This is a genomic window from Rhodoferax sp. RT4P68 (assembly GCF_056521305.1).
Genome location: NZ_JBWMBB010000001.1, coordinates 1 through 16,330, shown reverse-complemented (window position 1 = coordinate 16,330; position 16,330 = coordinate 1). Strand labels below are relative to the sequence as shown.

13 protein-coding genes are annotated in these 16,330 nt (G+C 71.3%); 6 read left to right on the top strand and 7 right to left on the bottom strand.

Annotation, left to right across the window (positions count from 1 at the left end; genetic code table 11):
* From AC099J_RS00065 to AC099J_RS00050, 4 genes are all read left to right on the top strand, one after another.
* Positions 1-462, top strand: coding sequence for a GNAT family N-acetyltransferase (locus AC099J_RS00065; RefSeq protein ID WP_479613152.1), 462 nt, complete (start codon positions 1-3; stop codon positions 460-462).
* Positions 463-701: 239 nt separating this feature from the next.
* Entirely contained in the window at positions 702-2,867 is a 2,166-nt protein-coding gene (locus tag AC099J_RS00060) for a protein kinase domain-containing protein (RefSeq protein ID WP_479613151.1), read from the top strand.
* Positions 2,864-3,940, top strand: coding sequence for a polysaccharide deacetylase family protein (locus AC099J_RS00055; protein ID WP_479613150.1), 1,077 nt, complete (start codon positions 2,864-2,866; stop codon positions 3,938-3,940). The genes AC099J_RS00060 and AC099J_RS00055 overlap by 4 nt, the downstream gene beginning before the upstream one ends.
* Positions 3,937-4,515: a hypothetical protein gene (locus AC099J_RS00050; protein ID WP_479613149.1), complete on the top strand. Its 579-nt coding sequence runs from the start codon at positions 3,937-3,939 to the stop codon at positions 4,513-4,515. Before AC099J_RS00055 ends, AC099J_RS00050 begins: the two co-directional genes overlap by 4 nt.
* Positions 4,516-4,655: 140 nt before the next feature.
* On the opposite strand, the gene AC099J_RS00045 is transcribed toward AC099J_RS00050, so the two are convergent.
* Positions 4,656-5,627, bottom strand: coding sequence for a LysM peptidoglycan-binding domain-containing protein (locus AC099J_RS00045; protein ID WP_479613148.1), 972 nt, complete (start codon positions 5,625-5,627; stop codon positions 4,656-4,658).
* 173 nt (positions 5,628-5,800) lie between these two features.
* Here AC099J_RS00045 and tagH point away from each other — a divergent pair, with 173 nt between their 5' ends.
* Together tagH and AC099J_RS00035 are read left to right on the top strand one after the other, a co-directional pair.
* Positions 5,801-7,573, top strand: a complete 1,773-nt coding sequence (tagH, locus tag AC099J_RS00040; protein WP_479613147.1) for a type VI secretion system-associated FHA domain protein TagH — start codon at positions 5,801-5,803, stop codon at positions 7,571-7,573.
* Positions 7,573-8,364, top strand: a complete 792-nt coding sequence (locus AC099J_RS00035; protein ID WP_479613146.1) for a PP2C family protein-serine/threonine phosphatase — start codon at positions 7,573-7,575, stop codon at positions 8,362-8,364. The genes tagH and AC099J_RS00035 overlap by 1 nt, the downstream gene beginning before the upstream one ends.
* Before the next feature lie 96 nt (positions 8,365-8,460).
* Here the strand turns inward: AC099J_RS00035 and tagF are convergent, their stop codons facing one another.
* From tagF to AC099J_RS00005, 6 genes are all read right to left on the bottom strand, one after another.
* Complete coding sequence (gene tagF, locus AC099J_RS00030) at positions 8,461-9,147, bottom strand: type VI secretion system-associated protein TagF (protein ID WP_479613145.1); 687 nt, start codon at positions 9,145-9,147, stop codon at positions 8,461-8,463.
* Positions 9,148-9,154: 7 nt separating this feature from the next.
* Positions 9,155-12,757, bottom strand: a complete 3,603-nt coding sequence (gene tssM / locus AC099J_RS00025; protein WP_479613144.1) for a type VI secretion system membrane subunit TssM — start codon at positions 12,755-12,757, stop codon at positions 9,155-9,157.
* The gene (locus AC099J_RS00020) at positions 12,754-14,145 is read right to left on the bottom strand and encodes a DotU family type VI secretion system protein (protein WP_479613143.1); all 1,392 of its coding nucleotides are present in this window, start codon (positions 14,143-14,145) and stop codon (positions 12,754-12,756) included. The genes tssM and AC099J_RS00020 overlap by 4 nt, the downstream gene beginning before the upstream one ends.
* Before the next feature lie 19 nt (positions 14,146-14,164).
* Complete coding sequence (gene tssK, locus AC099J_RS00015) at positions 14,165-15,499, bottom strand: type VI secretion system baseplate subunit TssK (RefSeq protein WP_479613142.1); 1,335 nt, start codon at positions 15,497-15,499, stop codon at positions 14,165-14,167.
* Between the two features lie 11 nt (positions 15,500-15,510).
* On the bottom strand, positions 15,511-15,975 hold the full coding sequence (gene tssJ, locus AC099J_RS00010; protein WP_479613141.1) for a type VI secretion system lipoprotein TssJ: 465 nt from the start codon (positions 15,973-15,975) through the stop codon (positions 15,511-15,513).
* Between the two features lie 127 nt (positions 15,976-16,102).
* Positions 16,103-16,330 (bottom strand): hypothetical protein (locus AC099J_RS00005; RefSeq protein ID WP_479613140.1); only part of this gene is annotated, 228 nt, incomplete at its 5' end.

Below are 16,330 nucleotides of genomic sequence, written 5' to 3'. Positions count from 1 at the left end.
ATGGACATGCTGATCAAGCTCTACCCACCCGAGGCTTTGGCGGCCCCCGCTGCGCCCGGCGCCGTCATCCGCAAACCCATCGGCCCTGAGCACACCGCCATCACCCATTGGGTCGCGACCCACTTCGGCGTCGGCTGGGCCAGCGAGGCGCAGGTCGCGCTGTCGAACCGCCCGGTCACGCTGTGGGTGGCCACGCGGGATACGGCGCTGCTGGGCTTCGCCTGCTTCGACGCGACGGCGCGCGGTTTCTTCGGACCGATCGGCGTGGCCAGCGGCGTGCGCAGCCAGGGTGTCGGCGCGGCGTTGCTGCGGGCGTGCCTGCTGGACATGCGGGCTGCAGGCTATGGCTATGCGGTTGCCGGTGGCGTGGGCGCACCGGAGTTCTTCCGCCGCGTCGCCGGCGCGGTGGAGATCGCAGACTCGGTGCCGGGGCTGTACGGCGGCCAGTTGCGGGCGTCCTAGCACGGGCAACCTCAGTGGGCGGCGGCCACGGCTGCAGCCCTCTCTCCCCAACGCTCTCCCACGAGGCGAGCGGGCACCAACAGGCCGCCGCGCCGGCCCCACGTGACTTTCGTTCATTGCCCCACCGCCCCTGCCGCGGGACCATAGCGCCGCACGCTGGCACCCACCTCTGCCCGCGCGCGGTCGCTGCGCCGGGCTGTCCGGCGTTGCCGGGGTGGGGCTGCAGGGTGCAGGCGCGCATGACTGACGAAGAACGGTCCGCTTCCCGCCGATTCGACCCGGCGCCACCCACGGGTGGCCGGGGGGATGAGACCGTGGTCGTCGACAACGATTCGACCCGCCTCAACACGCCCAGTGGCACCGCCACAGCGCCACCAGACGCCCCCGTCAGCCGCACGCTGCCCGGCCCCGACACGAGCCTGCCGCACAGTTCGACCATCCCCCAGACGCTGCCCGGCAAGAGCGCCACGCCGGGCGCGCCCGTCATGCGTCAGGTGGGCCGCTACCGCATCGGCGAGAAGCTGGGCCGCGGCGGCATGGCCACTGTGTTCCAGGCGCACGACCCGGACATCGGCCGCGATGTGGCCATCAAGTTCCTGCACGCCACGCTGTGCGCGGACGAGGAATACCACGCCCGCTTCCTGCGCGAGGCGCGGGCCGCAGGCGGCCTCTCGCACGCCAACATCGTCACCGTGCACGACGTCGGCGAGATCGAAGGCCGGCCCTACATGGCGATGGAGCTGATCGACGGCAAGCCGCTCAGCGACGAACTGGCCGATGGCAAGCCCCTGCCGCTGCGCGATGTGGTGGTGATGGGCATCCAGCTAGCGCGCGCGCTGGCCTATGCGCATGCGCGCGGGATCGTGCACCGCGACATCAAGCCGGGCAACGTGATGCGCGTGCGTGGCACCAACACGATCAAGGTGACGGACTTCGGCATCGCGCACATGGACTCGACCGGCGCGGAGCACCGCACGCGCGTGGGCGACATCCTGGGCACGCCGCAGTACATGTCGCCCGAGCAGGCGCAGGGCGAGCGGCTGGATGGGCGATCTGACCTGTTCTCCAGCGGCATCCTGCTCTACCAGATGCTGACCGGGCGCCGGCCGTTCCTGGGCGACAGCCTGGTGGCGCTGGCCGTGAAGATCGCACGCGAAGAGCCGGCGCCGATGGAGTCGCTGCGCTCGGACTTGCCGGCCGCACTGCGCCGCGTGGTCGAACGCTGCCTGGCCAAGGCGCCGGACCGGCGCTTTCAGACCGGTGAGGAACTGGCCGACGCCCTGGGCCGCGTGCTGCACGAGATCGACGAAGACGCCGCGCAGAAAGACAAGCCGCGCAGCGTGCCTTTGCGCGTGAAGTGGGCCGGGATGATGGCGCTGATCGTGGCCGTGGTGATGGGGCTCACGGCGGCCATCGTCACCAACCGGCAGAACGCGGCGATGGTGAACCAGGTGGTCGATTCCGGTGCTGCACTGGCGCGCTTCATCGCGGCGCAGAACGCCGCGCCGGTGCTGGGCGATGAGTGGGACACAGTGGATGTCTCGCTCAAGGAGATCATGAAGACCGGCGATTTCCAGAGCATCACGGTGATCGACCAGGCCGGCACCGTGCGTGCGGCCAGCCAGGCTGAGCGCGTCGGCCAGCCGTATGTGGCGCCGCCGGGCGAGGTGATGGCCGAGCGCGCCGGCAGCCTGCCCGTGACGCGCTACGTGGCGGGGGGCGAGGCGGTGCTGGGCTTTGCCGCGCCGATCACCTTCGGGGGCAAGCACATTGGCCAGGTGGCGCTGGGCCTGCGCGAGCAGCCGCTGGTGCAGGTGGCGCAGCTGTCGCGCTGGCTGATGGCGGTGCTGGTGGTGGTGACGGTGCTGGGCGTGGCGGTGGCGATGTTCTTCGTGGCGAACTGGTTTGCGCGGCCGGTGAAGCTGGTGGCCGAGTCGATGCGCGAGATCGCCAAGGGGCGCTTCGACCACCGCATCCGCGAGCAGCGGCGCGATGAGTTCGGCGAGCTGTACCTGGCCTTCGACCAGATGGCGCAGGCGCTGCAGGACCGGCAGGCCGGCGCGGGCGCGGGCACCGGCGCGACGCCGACGCCTGCGCCTACGTCCATGGCCACACTGGCAACGGGCACGGGCACGGCGCCCATGGTGCCCACCACACCCGGCACGCCAGCTGCACCGGCCACGCCTCTCGCGCAGATCCCGCTGGGTGCAACGTATGAGGGCGACGGGGGCGACGCCACGGTGGTCGTGCCCTCGGCGGCAGCGGACATACGCACCGGCGCTGATGCTTCCACTGTCGTGACCACCAAGGCCGCCGCCAACACAGTGCCCGATGGGGCCCTCGACGCGACCGGGGCCGATACCGCCGACCTCACCGTGGTGGCGCCCACCAAGGGGTTGCGTTGACGCCGCCCCGCTGGCACGCGCAACGTGTGGCCGCGCACATGCTGATCGCGCTGCTGGTACAGACCGCACTGCTGGCGTTGCTGGCCGGCTGTGCGGCGCCACCACCGGCCACCCCGCCCCCCGCACCCATCGCTGCACCTGCGCCCGCGCCGAGCGCAGGTGGCCGCGTGCTGGGGCAGAGCGACCGCTTCGTCATCTACCAGCCGGCGGCCGGCGACACGCTGCGCTCGGTCGCGCAGCGCTTTCTGGGCAGCGAGTCACGCGACTGGGTCATCGCCGATTTCAACGCGCTGCCGGCTGGCACCGCCGCGGCCGAGCCCGACCGCGCGCTGGTCGTGCCGCTGCGGGGGTCCAACCCGGTGGGCGTGGGCGCCGAGGCCTACCAGACGGTGCCCATCCTGTGCTACCACCGCTTTGGCAACGGGGGCGGGCGGATGGTGATCTCGGCCGCCGCGTTCGCGCAGCAGCTGGACTGGCTGGCGCGCAACGACTACCGCGTGATCCCGCTGGCGCAGCTGGCGGCGTTTCTGGAAGGGCGCCAGGCGCTGCCGCAGCGCGCGGTGGTGATCACCATCGACGACGGCTACGAATCGGTGCACCGCATCGCGCTGCCGCTGCTGCGCCAGCACGGCTTTCCGGCCACGCTGTTCGTCTACACCGATTTCATCGGCGCGGGCGACGCGCTGAGCTGGGGGCAGCTGCAGGACTTGGCGGCCTCGGGGCTGGTGGATGTGCAGGCGCATTCGAAGTCGCACACCAACCTGATCGACGGCACCAGTGACCCGCGCTACGGCGCCCGGCTGGACGCGGAGACACGCACACCGCGCGAACTGCTGGAGCGCCGGCTGGGCAAGCCGGTGCAGCACTACGCCTACCCGTATGGCGACGCCAACCAGGCCGTGCTGGACACGCTGGCGCGGCACCGCTACCAGATGGGGCTGACGGTCAACCCGGGTGGCAACGCCTTCTTCGCGCAGCCGCTGATGCTGCGCCGCACGATGGTCTATGGCGACCAGGACCTGGCGTCGTTCAAGCTCAAGCTGCAAACCGCGCGCGGGGTGGCGGCGCCATGAGGCCGGCGCGCGGCAGCGGGTGCGCGGGCGTGCTGGCCTGCGCGCTGCTGCTGGCGCTGGCGGGCTGCGGCACGCCACCCTCGCCGCCGCCAGCCGATGCGCCGATGGGCCCGCCGCCCATCGTCAGCAGCGGGCCGCCGACGCCGGCGCTCGTGTTCGAACAGCGGCAGCGCGATCGCGCGCAGGCGGCGGCGCGCCAGGGGCATTGGGCCGAGGTGGCGCTGGCCTGGGAACTGCTGACCGTGCTGCGACCCGACAGCGCCGAGTACCGCGAGCGGCTGGCCGAGACGCAGGCCCGCATCGACGCGCTGGTCGCCGAGCGGCTGCCGCGTGCGGCGCTGGCCGCGCAGCGCGGCGAGCTGGAGGCGGCGATGCAGCACTACCTGGTGATCGTGGGGTTGCAGCCCGGGCACGGCGCGGCCGCCGACGCGCTGCGGGCACTGGAGCGTGAGCGCAACCGCAAGCACTACCTGGGGCGCTATTCGCGCCACACACTGACGCGGCGCGCGCTGGGCGATGCAGAGATGCCGGCGCGCAGCGCGGCGCCGCGTGCGCGCGGGAGCGCGCCCAAGTGAAGGCCTGAACAGCGGGCGCGCTTGGGGGCCGTAGTCGCCTGCGCTGCAGCGCGGGCCGTCGGGCAGGTCGGGCAGGTCGGGCAGGTCGGCACCGTCGCATGGCTTGCGGGTGAACCGCAGCATCACGCTGCGGCGCCCGCTCACTTGACCTTGCCGAGCTTGTCTTTCAGCGCGCGCATGCGCACGATCTCGGAGCGCGCCTGCGGGTGGTCGGGGTCGATGTCGAGCACGCGCTGCCAGTTGGCGATCGACGCGTCCAGATCCTGGCGCGTGAAGGCGGCCCTGGCCTGACCCGCGTGACGCTGCGCCAGCTGCTTGCCCATCTGATCCGCCTTGGCAGCGGCGCCGGGCTGGTCGAGCGCGGCGGCGTTCTGGTACTCGGCGCGGGCGCGGGCCAGATCGCCCGCACGCTCGGCCGCAGCGGCGCTGCGCAGGGCGCGCTCGCCAGGCGTGGGCTCGGGCGCCGGTGGGGGCGGCGGCGCCGCGGCGGGGGCGGGCGCCGCGGCGGGTGGGACCGTGGCCACGCGGGGCTCTGCGGCTGGCGCGGGTGGGGGCGGTGCAGGCGCCCGGGGCGGGGCGGGCTGCGCTGCTGTGCCGCCCGCTGGGGGCTTGCCCGGAATGCGCAGCACCTGGCCGGCCGCTACCTGCCGGGGCACGGCAATGTTGTTGTAGCGGGCCAGCGCGTAGAAGGCGTAGATGTCGCCCAGAAAACGCTGGGCGATGCGCGACAGCGTGTCGCTGGGCCGCACGGTGTAGGGGAACGAATCGCGCCCGTAGGTGGTCTGCGGGTCGGTCTCGATCTGCTTGGTCAGGTTCAGCGCCAGCTTGCTCTGCGGGTCGATCGCCAGCGCGCGCTGCAGCTCGGCGACGGCGGCCTCTTCCTTGCCCGCTTCGAGCAGTTCGACGGCGGCCATCGCCAGCTTGTGCGCCTGCGCCTGGGCCGCCGCGCCGACCGGGCCGCTGGGCACCGGGGCGGCGACTGGCGCGGCGGGCGCCGGCTCGGGCTCGGCCACGGGCGGCGCTGGCGGCAGCGCGACGGGTGCAGCGGGCGGCGGCGCCTGGCACGCCGCCAATACGGCCGCCGCGAGGATCGACAGGCAGGCGTGCTTCATCGGCAGGTGCGGGTTGGATGCGGGTCGCGCAACATGATCAACCCATTATGGAGAGCGGGCCCGGCAGCGCAATCGTTAGAACAGGTGACTTTCGTTCATTGAGGGGACGCCGGGAAGTGACGACCATCACAACGCAGACACCCGCACATGAGCCCCTCGCACGGACGCCCACCATGACCCTGACCTTGCGTGCCGTGTCGCTGAACGACCACCCCCTGACCCAGCCGATCACGGCGCATTTCGATGCCGAGGGCGGCAGCATCGGCCGGGCCGATCACAACACGCTGGCACTGCCCAGCCCAGAGCGCCACATCTCGCGCCAGCAGGCCGAGATCCGCTGCAGCGCAGGGCGCTACGCGATTCGCAACGTGGGCAGCGCCAACCCCATCATCGTGCGCGGCCAGGCGCTGGCACGTGGTGAATCGGCGCCGCTGGCGCACCAGGATCAGGTGCGCATTGGCGGCTACTTGCTGGAGGTGGTGCAGCAGCTCGCCGCGGACGACGAGGCCGACAGCGTGGTGCGGGGGCGCGCCGCCGTGGATGCCGCCACGCCAGGCGTGACGCGCCGGGCGCTGCCGCCTGCGGCGGGTGCTTCGGCCGGCGCCGCGCGCGGCGGGTTGGGCGACCTGGGCGCGCCGCTGTCGCCCGGCAACCCGTTCGCCGACCTGCTCGGCGCACCGGGCGACGACGCCACGCCGGCGCACCCGCCAGCAGCGGCTGCCGCGCCGGCTGCGACCGACCCGTTCCGCGATGCGCCGCCAGCGGCCGGCATTCCGGCCGGCTCAGGCGCCTGGGCCAGGCCGCCCACGCCCACGCGCCAGTTGCTGCCGGATGATTTCGACCCGTTTGCGCCACCTGTGCCACCGCCTGCGGCCCCAGCCGCATCGACCGGCGACACGCATCTGTTCGAGGGCCTGGTGCCCGGCGGGCCGGCCGTCTCGCTGGACCAGGCGTTCGGCCTGGGCACGGCAGCCGCGCACGATCCGCTGGCCGGCTTCATGGCCGACCTGGCATCGGCGGTGCGCACGCCAGCCGCACAGGATGGCGCCGGGGCCGGCACGGTGCCGGTCGACCCGCTGGCCGCGCTGGGCCTGGCCGCTGCGCCCGCGCCCAGCACAGCGGCCACATGGCCCGACCATGTACCCGCGCTGCGTGGCGCCTATATGCCGCCGCCGGTGCAGCGCGACGACATGCCGGCCCACACGCCCGCGCACCTGCGCGCGCAAACGGTGGCCCCCACGCCCACCCCAACCCCCGCCCCCGCGCTAACGCCAACCCCTGCGCCCATGCGCCGGGCAGAGCCACCGGCACCTGCCGGCCCGGCGTGGTCCGGCGATGCGCAGGCGCTGTGGGCCGCGTTCTGCGAGGGCGCCGGCGTGGCCGTGCTGCCACCGCAGGGTGTCGACCCGGCGTTGATGCGCACCGTCGGCGCCTTGCTGCAGGCGGCGGTGGCCGGCACGCTGCAGCTGATGTCCGTGCGGGCGACTGCCCGGCACGAGCTGCGGGCCCAGGTCACGATGATCCAGGCGCAGCACAACAACCCGCTGAAGTTCTCACCCGACGCGCGCTCGGCGCTGGAGCAGTTGCTGCAGCCGCCGCTGCGCGGCTTCCTGCCCGGGCCGGAGGCCATGACCGACGCCATGCACGACCTGGTGGGCCACACCATCGGCACCATGGCCGGCACGCGCGCTGCGCTGGAGGGCGTGCTGGACCGCTTCACGCCGCAGCAGCTGGAGGCCAAGCTGGCCGGCCATTCGGTGCTGGACAGCGTGCTGCCGATGCACCGCAAGGCGCGGCTGTGGGAGCTGTACCTGCAGAACTTCGAGGCCATCCGCAACGAGGCGCAGGACGACTTCCACTCCCTGTTCGGGCGGGCGTTTCTGGAAGCGTATGAGCAGCAGCTGGCGCGGCTGCAGCCGCAAGAACAACCGCTGCGGGTAGGGTGATGGGCGCCTTCACCTTCGCGCTGGCCAGCCTCTGCGAGCCCGGCACGCGGGCCGGCAACGAGGACGCCGTGCGCGCCGGCGACCAGGGTGGCCGCTGCCATGCCGTGCTGGCCGATGGCGCCGGTGGCCACGCACGCGGCGCCGAGGCCGCGCGACACGTGGTGGAGGGGGTGGAGGCGGCGCTGTGCGCGCCCGGCGCCGCGTTCGAAGCGGCCACGTTGGTGGCGGCGGTGCAAGGCGTGCACCTCGGGCTGCAGCAGGCCCAGGCCGGCGCCATGGGCCGCGAGCGCATGCACGCCACGGTGGTGGTGCTGTGGGTCGATGGCCAGACCGACCGCGCGCTGTGGTCGCACGTGGGCGATTCGCGGCTGTACCGGCTGCGCTATGGCGCGGTGGAGCGGTTGACGGCCGACGACAGTGTGGTGCAGCGCATGCTGGAGAGTGGCGCGCTGACGGCCGAGCAGGCCGTGCACCACCCGATGAAAAACCAGCTGCTGGCCGCCATGGGCATGGACGACCGCATCGAGCCGCACACACCGGGCCTGCCGGTGGCGCTGGAGGACGGCGACGCCTTCCTGCTGTGCAGCGATGGCTGGTGGGGCGCACTGACCGAAGCCGACATGCTGGCCACGCTGCGCGCGGCCGACACGCCGCAGGATTGGCTGGCGGCCATGCGCACGCTGATCGATGCGCGCAGCGCGCCGGACCAGGACAACTACAGCGCGATTGCGCTGTGGGTGGCCGACCCGAGCGAGTGCACCCACCCGATGGCGGACGAGGACTGGAACTGAGGCTGGCGCGGCCGCGCCTCGCCGTGCGGCGCAGAGGTGGTGGGCCAGGCGTACGTTCTTGTTGGACTAGGTTTCGGACGCGCCCGGGACCCGGTTTCAATCCGTCAGCATCTGCGCGAACAGCGCCGGGTCGGGCAGACCGCTGACCACGCGCGCGCTGGCCATGCGCGTCGCCTCGTCGTGGCGCCACCAGACCGAACAGCCTTCAAAACGCGCCTGCAGGCCTTGCGCCGCCAGCGCCTGCAGCCAGTGCGGCAGCACCGCCGGGGCCACCAGCGGGTAGTGCGTGCCGCCGGGAATGGCGCTGTGCACCAGTGCGACGCTGCCGCCCGGCACGGGCCAGGGGGGGGCCTGGCCCAGCGCCTGCTCGAACCGGGCCAGCGTGGCGTCTTCCGTCAGCGTCTGCGTGGCAGCCTGGGCGATGTGGTCGAACCAGGTGGCCAGGTGGTCCAGCGCGCTGCGGTCCAGCGGCGGGCGGGTGCGGCGCTGCGCGATCAGCAGCGGAAAGTAGCGGCCCACGTTGTCGCAGCTGGGCATCAGCAGGCCGAACCACCAGGCCGCATCCACCACACCGGGCGCCCAGGCGAAGCGCAGCACCGGTGCGGTGAGGTAGGCGTCGAGCCAGCGCTCGCCCAACTGCTGGCGGCTGGCCTGCATGGCGCGCGAGAGCCAGTCGTCGCTGCTGCGCACCAGCTCGGGCGGCAGCCGACGCTGCGCGAAGTCGCCCAGTGTGGACAGCTTGCCGTACCAGCCTGGGGGTTCGGTATCGGCAACCACACTCATGGCTGCCTCACAGGCCTGTCGGGCATTGGAAGTCGCGCAGCTCCTTCAAGCCGAAGGGGTTGCGCACGCTGCTGGTGGTGATGTCGAACACGGCCTTGCGGCCGTCGACCTCGAAGGTGGCGCGAAAGCGCTCGGGCGAGGGGCCGGGCTCGGTGCGCACGCGGTCGAACATGCGGAACAGCGCCCATGGCCCTTCGGTGACCATGCCGCCCAGCGGGATGCCGGTCTGGCCGGTCACCTGCACGCGCACTTGCGAGCTGCCGCGCGGCCCGGGCCACAGCACCTGCACGGGGATGATGGGGCCGTGCATGTAGCGCACGATCTGGCCGTCCACGTCGAGGATGAACTCGCGGATGGTGGTGTCCATCTCCACCGGCCGGATGTCCAGCCGCAGCGCGGGCGTGGCCGAGCCGCCGGGGAAGAAGGTCTCGCGCACGACGGCGGCGCGCTGGAACTGCGGCAGCGTGCCGACGTCGCTGCCCAGCGAGGTGCCTTCGACCGCGCGAAAGCGCCAGCTGGGCCGCGCGCTGGTGTCCACATACGGCGCCAGCGCACCCTGCATCACCTTGTCGATGCGCCCGCCGGGGCCGAACAGCTGCGCGAAGTCGGCCTGGTTGGCGTCCAGCGCGGCGAGGCGGTCGACCGGGTAGCGTCGTGCGATGGCGAGGTTGCAGAACTCGCCGACATCGGCGCGCACGATCTTGGAGAGGCTGTCGCGCAACATGGCCTTGCCCGATCGCTCGCTGCTGTCGGACAGGTTCTCCAGCATGCCGCGCACCGGCTGCGGCGTGGTGGCGGCCTCGGCCTTGAGCTTGTTGGGAAGGGGTGAGGGTGGCGGTGCGGCGCCGCCTTTGAGCGCGGTGTCCACCGCCTGCAGCATCACGGCCAGTTCGCCGAGCAGGGCGACGATGTCGTCCACGCGCGCCTTGCCACCTTCGGGCGCGAGGGCGAACTGGCGCAGGCCGCGAAAGCGCTCGTCGACCAGCGTGGCCTCCAGCGCGCCGGGCTCGACGGGCGCGGCCTTGGGCACCACGCCCTTGAGCGTGGTGTTGATGGCCTTGTTCGCTTTGGTAAAGGCTTTGTCCAGCGCCTTGTCGAGCGCGTTGCGGTTGCCGAACGGGGTGGCCAGCGTGGTCTCGCGGGCCATGGCCTTGACCAGCAGCGGCAGCGGGCTGTCTTGCGCGGCGAGCAGGCGGGCGGTCTGCACGGACAGGGCCAGGCTGGTCAGCGGCACCACGCGCACATCGGCGATGAAGGCTTCCCAGATCGAGGCGTACTCGGTGAGGTACAGGCGCCGCACGTCGTCGACCAGCGCCGCATTGCCAGGCTGCAGCAGCGCGCCGGGGCGTTGCGGCTCGGTGACGCCGAGCACCCAGCCTTGCTCCTCAGCCAGTTCACGGGTGACCTGGCCGACGGCGTTCTGGAACCCCTTGTGGTAGCCGTCGTAGGTGTACAGGCCGGGCACGCCCTGCGTCAGCGGCCGGCCGCTGACGCGCGAGAAGACCAGCGGCGCGCTGACGCCAGCGGAGCGCACGATGCTGAAGTCGGCGATGCCCTCGCCCGGCCCCTGCTGGCGCAAACGGTTGTAGACGCGCTGCGGCAATGCCACGCTGGCCAGCTGCGCGCGCGTGGTGGCGACCAGGGCCTGGTCTTCGCGCACCGGGCTGGTCACCTTGCCCTGGGCCAGCAGGGCGTCCAGGTGCTGCGACATGGCGGCGCGCTGTTCGACGGTCAGCTCGCGCGCCAGCACCGTGTCCCAGTCGCGCTCGATGTAGGCCTTCACCGCTTTGGGGTCGAGCCGCTCGGGGTCGTGCAGCATCAGGTAGATCTTCAGCGCTTCGTATTGCGATTCGGCGGCGTCTCCGCCCTGGCGCAGCTGCTGCTCGACGCGCAGCGACAGGCGCGGCTGCACGGCGTCGACCAGCATGCGGTCGTAGGCGGCGTGGGCGGCACTGTCGAGCTTGCGGCCCTGGAACAGGCCGTAGCCCAGCGCGCGCGGCACCGCCTGGTCGGCGTTTGGGTCGGCCAGTTGCCGTGTGGCCTGCAGCGCCGGCACGATGGGCTGCAGCTCGGGCGCGTGGCGGTTGGGCGTGGCGTGGACCAGCGCGCGTACCTTCTCCACACGCGCCGCGACATCGGCCACGTAGCGCTGGTTGTTGGTGTAGCTGATGCCCCAGGCCGTGAGCGTGCCGGCGGTGACCAAGGCGACCAGGGCGTAACCGGCGATGGCGAGATGGCCCCGGCGGCGTTCCCACTTCAGGTTGGTGCCGGCCAGGCCACTTTCAGCGAACACGACCTCGCCCAGCAGCCGCGTGAGGAAGTAGCTCTTGCCGCTGGACTGGTTGGGCGCGATGACGGCGTGCTCGATGCGGTAGCTGCGCGCCACGGCGCCGAGCATGCGGTCGATCGGCGTGCCCTCTTGCGTGCCGCTGATGAAGTAGACGCCGCGCAGCAGCGGGTTGGCGTCGTACTGCGAGGGCGAGAACGCGGCGTCCACGAATTCCTGCAGCACCGGCTGCAGGCCGGCGAACTGGCTGGGGAAGGCGTAGATGGCGGCGCGGCGCTGCGGATCGGCCTCCGCCTGGAGGCGGTCGATGAGGCCATCGGTCAGGCGCTGCTGCAGCAGCTGCAGCTCACCGCCCAGGCGGGCGAGGTTGGGCGCCTGGTCGGCTTTGTGGTCTTTGCCGTCCAGGGGGAAGGTGAAGCCCCAGGGGGCGGCGCGCTGGTCTTTGTCGAGCGTGGCGAAGCTGTCCATGAAGCCGGCCATGAGGTCGCACTTGGTGACCATCAGGTAGATCGGAAAGCGGATGCCGAGGTCTTGCTGCAGCTCTTGCAGCCGCGCGCGCACGGTGGCGGCGTGGCGCGCGCGATCGTCGGCTCCGCGGGTCAGCAAATCGGAGACGGAGACGGTGACCAGCACGCCGTTGACGGGCTGGCGTGGCCGGGCCTTGGCCAGCAGCTTCAGGAAGCCGCCCCAGGTGGCGCGGTCGTTGTCGCGGTCGCTGTCCTGTGTGGTGAAGCGGCCGGCGGTGTCGATCAGCACGGCCTGGTCGGTGAACCACCAGTCGCAATGGCGCGTGCCGCCGACGCCGCGCACGGCATGGTCGCCCATCTGTTGGGCCAGTGGAAACTTCAGGCCGCAGTGCTGCAGCGCCGTGGTCTTGCCCGAGCCGGGCGCGCCAATGATCAGGTACCAGGGCAGCTCGTACAGGTAGCGGCCACCCAGGCGCGCCTTCCATCCCGCCAGCAGTTGGCCAGAGCCGAAGCGAGCGCGCTGCAGCGTGCCGAGCGCGCGTTCGAAGCGCTCGCGCACGGCGGCGAGGTCCGGGCTTTCGGTTTCCTTCGCGGATGCGGGGGCGGCCATCAGCTGGTGCACCACGGCGGTGTTGCCGCGGCGCGCGCGCCAGGCCTTCCACACGAGCAGCAGCAGCGTCAGCGCGACGATCACGGCGATGGTGATGGACCGTGCGTTCTCGCTTTCCAGCGGCGCATGCCCGGCGACGGCGACGAGCGGGCCGACGATCCACACCACTGCCGCCACCGCGCCGAGCAATACCGCGAGCAGCACCCAGCGGTTGAAGACGAGGCCAAGCAGCTTCTTGATCATCATCGGCTCGCTGCAGTGGCGGGAGCGGTTGGCGGCGTTGTGGCTTGGCCCGCGGAGGGGGCGGCAGTGGCAGATGGGCCCGGTGCGGACATGGGCGCTGCCAGTGCGCGCCCGGCAATCAGCGTGACCTCGACGCGGCGGTTCTGCGCACGGTTGGCGGGCGTGTCGTTGGCGGCGACAGGTTCGCTGGCAGCGCGGCCTTCGGAGGTGATGCGCTCGGGGGGGACCTGGTGGGCGATCAGTAGTGCGCGCACGCTGCGTGCCCGCTCTTCCGACAAATGCCAATTCGACGGGAAGCGGGCCGAGCGCATGGGCGTGTTGTCGGTGTGACCCGTGACCAGGACCTGGCCGCCGACCAGGGCCAGGGCATTGCCGATGCGGGCCATCAGGGCCTCGCGCTCCGGGACCAGCGTGGCGCTGGCGGGGGCGAAGAGACCATCGCCACGCACGGTGACGATGCTGCGGTCGACCTCGTCGCGCACGGCCACCAGGCCGGCTTTGATGTCTGATTGCAGGAACTGTGCGAGCCGCGGCTTGGGCGCGGCCTGCGCTACCTGCACGACCGCAGGCGGCAGTCGCAAGCCCTGGATTTGTGCGAACACCGGGTCGGACTGGTCGGCAAGCGAGGTGGCGAGCCACAGGTGCGTGACCACCATCACCAGCGCGGCGAGTGCGGTCGCAGCTGCCAGCGGCAGCCATGAAAGGCCGGCTTTGCGGCGCACCGGCTGGCCCTGCCAGTGCTGGGCCAGCGCGGGCGCATACGGGCCGCGTTGTTGCTTGACGATGTGGGCCAGTTTGTCGCGCACGGCGTCGAGCTGCGCGCGGCCATTGGGCACCACGCGGTAGCGTCCCTCGAAGCCGAGTGCGATGGCGCTGTAGATCAGCTCCAGCAGGTCGCGGTTGGCCTCCGGCTTTTCGGCCAGACGTGCCATCAGCTGAAAGACCTTCTCGCCGCCGGAGGCCTCGTTGTGCAGCATGGTGAGCAGGCTGTTCTGGCTCCACACGCCGGATCCGCCCCAAGGCGTGTCTGCCGCAGCTTCGTCCAGCATGGTGCAGAGCACATAGCGGGCGGCCATCACGCGCTCGGGGGCGATGCCCGCGGCGTGGGCACGGGCCACGAAGTCGCGCACGCCCTGGGCCAGCGCATTGCGCAGTGCCGTCGGGTCGGCAACATGGCGCGTGTGGCGCAGCTGCGGCACCAGCAACAGCAGCTGGTTGGCGGCGGCAACCAGGGGGTTCAGTCCGGTGTCGGGCGCGGGGGGCTCGGCGCCGGGGGCCTCGCGCGGCTCGGCAGGGCGCTGCGGGCCGGGCCGGCCGCCGGGGTTGGGCTTGATGAAGGTGCGCGGCTCGTCCAGCTGCGCAAACGGGTCGTGGAGGCTGGCGGAATCCATCGCACGGTCCTGCTGCGCGCTACTGGCGAATCGCCCACAACTCGAGTTCGAGCCTGGGGAAGTCGTTGGTCACGAACAGCGCCAGGCTGCCGCTGCCTTCGATCTGCTTCCATAGGTCGTCGCCGCGGTCGAGCTCGAAATAATGAAAGCCTGCGTGGAAGGGCAACTGGCGCGGGGCCGTGGGCAGCGGCCGCATCGTCACGCCAGGCAAGGCGAGGTTGACAAGGTCGCGCAACTTGGCGACGGGGGCGAGCTTGGATTGCAGGGGGAAGCGGGCGCGCAACTGGTCCGACGGCATCTGCGCGTTCACGGCGAGCACGAAGCTGGCGCTGCGCGCAAGGTCTGTGTCAGGAAAGACGCCGGTGCGTACGCCGTGTGCACGCTCTGTCAGCGCAATCTGCAACGCGTTGCGCTCCAGCACGGTCGAGAGCATCTGACGCAGGGCGTCGACCACCGGCGCGAAGGTGCGCTGCAGATCGACATGGTGGTACAGCGGGAATTCGGGCGGCGTGCGCGCGTCGCTGGCGAACGTGGCCAGCTCCCCCGCGAGCTGCAGGCAGGCCAGATGAAACGCATGCGGGTGCACGTGCGGTGCGCCGGCATGCTGGCGAAAGACCGGCTCGGCACGGTTGAGCGTCTGGAGCATCAGGAAGTCGGCCACCTCTGACAGGCCATGGCCGAGCTGGCCCATGCGCGAGGCGAGAAGTCTGGCGCGCTGCTGGACCAGGCCGTGCAACAGCGTGGCGATGGCGGAGAGTTGCGCAGTCGCTTCGATGCGCGTTTGCGGCGCGATGTAGTCGCGGTCAAGGACGGCTTGCTGGTCCGCGCGGCGCTCGATCACGCGCACCACGCCGAGCGACGCGTAAGCGTCGGTGAGATCGCGCGCGCGCAGCAGACGCAGGTTGAGCGCGCCAGTCTGCACGGGCTCGGGTTCGTCGGCAGCGTTGGTGTGGTCGCGCAGCTCCTCGTGGACGACGCGGTAGCGGAACAGGTCGTTGGCACCCGTCTCACCGAAGTCGATCTCGGTGACGTCGGTGCGGGTCACAGGGACGGCGAGACAGACGAGCTCACCCTGGATGTCGGCCGGCACGTCGAGCGCCAACGGAACTGCGTCGACGGTGGGAATCTGAAACGGCGTGCCGTCGGGCAAGACACCGCTGGCCCGCACGATGCCGACCTTGCCGAGCGCCAACAGGCCTTCGTCCAGCACCAGTTGCGAAAAGCCCCAGGCGTACGCGCCGGTGGCGCGCACGCGCAGGTCGACCACATGCTGCAGGTGCCGCGCCTCCTGCTGGAAGTGGTGGGGTTGCAGGAACATGCCCTGCGACCAGATGACCTTGGAGCGCTGGCTCATCGGGGTGACCGTCAGGGGCCGACGACAGCGGTGATCGCGAGGTCGTCGGCGGTGATGGTGAGGGTCTGCTTGCGGGCCGGCTGCACCGCCACGACAGCGCGCCATTTCGCGCGGTCCAGGTCGCGGTATGCCGCCAGCACGCCGATGAAGCGCGTCTCCGGCGCCGCCACGCGGCGAATCGGGCGCGACTCGCCCGGGTTCATGACGAACTCTTCCCGTGCGACAAGATCCGCGCCTAGTTCGGCTTGGTCTTTCTGGTAGAGCGAGACGAAGTCTGCGTTGTTGAACGCACTCGCTGTCTTGAGTTCGTAAAGCCTCACCAGCAGGGGCGAGGGGCGCTGGCTGATGCTGGGATTGACGGTCGCCGCGGCGACGATGGAGCCTTCGATCTCGGTAGGCTTGGGTGCACTTGCACAGGCGCCCAGCAGCAAGGCAAGAACGAGCCCGCACATTCCAACACCGGTGCGGGCGCTCACGCTTGGGGGTCGCTCGATCGAACACACACGCCTCGTGGCCGTGGGGGGGCTGGTCATGGGGCTCTCCTGTGGGCTCAGGATAGCCACAGGGCAGCGTAGCGGGGCGTGACTTAGGTAACCCTGATCATCAAGCCGTGAGTTCTGGCGCATTAACTGTTGCACACGAACGCACCCGCGTTTGGGCCTTGGGGCGGCGCGGTTTTCGGTGGATTGCATTCTCTGCAACCAAAACCGGCACCCCAAATAAAAACGCCCAATCTTTCGACTGGGCGTTTTTGGCTGTAGGAGCCTGACGATGACCTACTTTCACACGGGAACCCGCACTATCATCGGCGCGGAGGCGTTTCACTGTCCT

Excerpts from the sequence above, each read along its gene's own strand:
- AC099J_RS00065 (WP_479613152.1), top strand. The coding sequence starts at position 1 with ATGGACATGCTGATCAAGCTCTACCCACCCGAGGCTTTGGCGGCCCCC.
- AC099J_RS00060 (WP_479613151.1), top strand. The coding sequence starts at position 702 with ATGACTGACGAAGAACGGTCCGCTTCCCGCCGATTCGACCCGGCGCCA.
- AC099J_RS00050 (WP_479613149.1), top strand. The coding sequence starts at position 3,937 with ATGAGGCCGGCGCGCGGCAGCGGGTGCGCGGGCGTGCTGGCCTGCGCG.
- AC099J_RS00045 (WP_479613148.1), bottom strand. The coding sequence starts at position 5,627 with ATGAAGCACGCCTGCCTGTCGATCCTCGCGGCGGCCGTATTGGCGGCG.
- tagH (WP_479613147.1), top strand. The coding sequence starts at position 5,801 with ATGACCCTGACCTTGCGTGCCGTGTCGCTGAACGACCACCCCCTGACC.
- AC099J_RS00035 (WP_479613146.1), top strand. The coding sequence starts at position 7,573 with ATGGGCGCCTTCACCTTCGCGCTGGCCAGCCTCTGCGAGCCCGGCACG.
- tagF (WP_479613145.1), bottom strand. The coding sequence starts at position 9,147 with ATGAGTGTGGTTGCCGATACCGAACCCCCAGGCTGGTACGGCAAGCTG.
- tssM (WP_479613144.1), bottom strand. The coding sequence starts at position 12,757 with ATGATGATCAAGAAGCTGCTTGGCCTCGTCTTCAACCGCTGGGTGCTG.
- AC099J_RS00020 (WP_479613143.1), bottom strand. The coding sequence starts at position 14,145 with ATGGATTCCGCCAGCCTCCACGACCCGTTTGCGCAGCTGGACGAGCCG.
- tssK (WP_479613142.1), bottom strand. The coding sequence starts at position 15,499 with ATGAGCCAGCGCTCCAAGGTCATCTGGTCGCAGGGCATGTTCCTGCAA.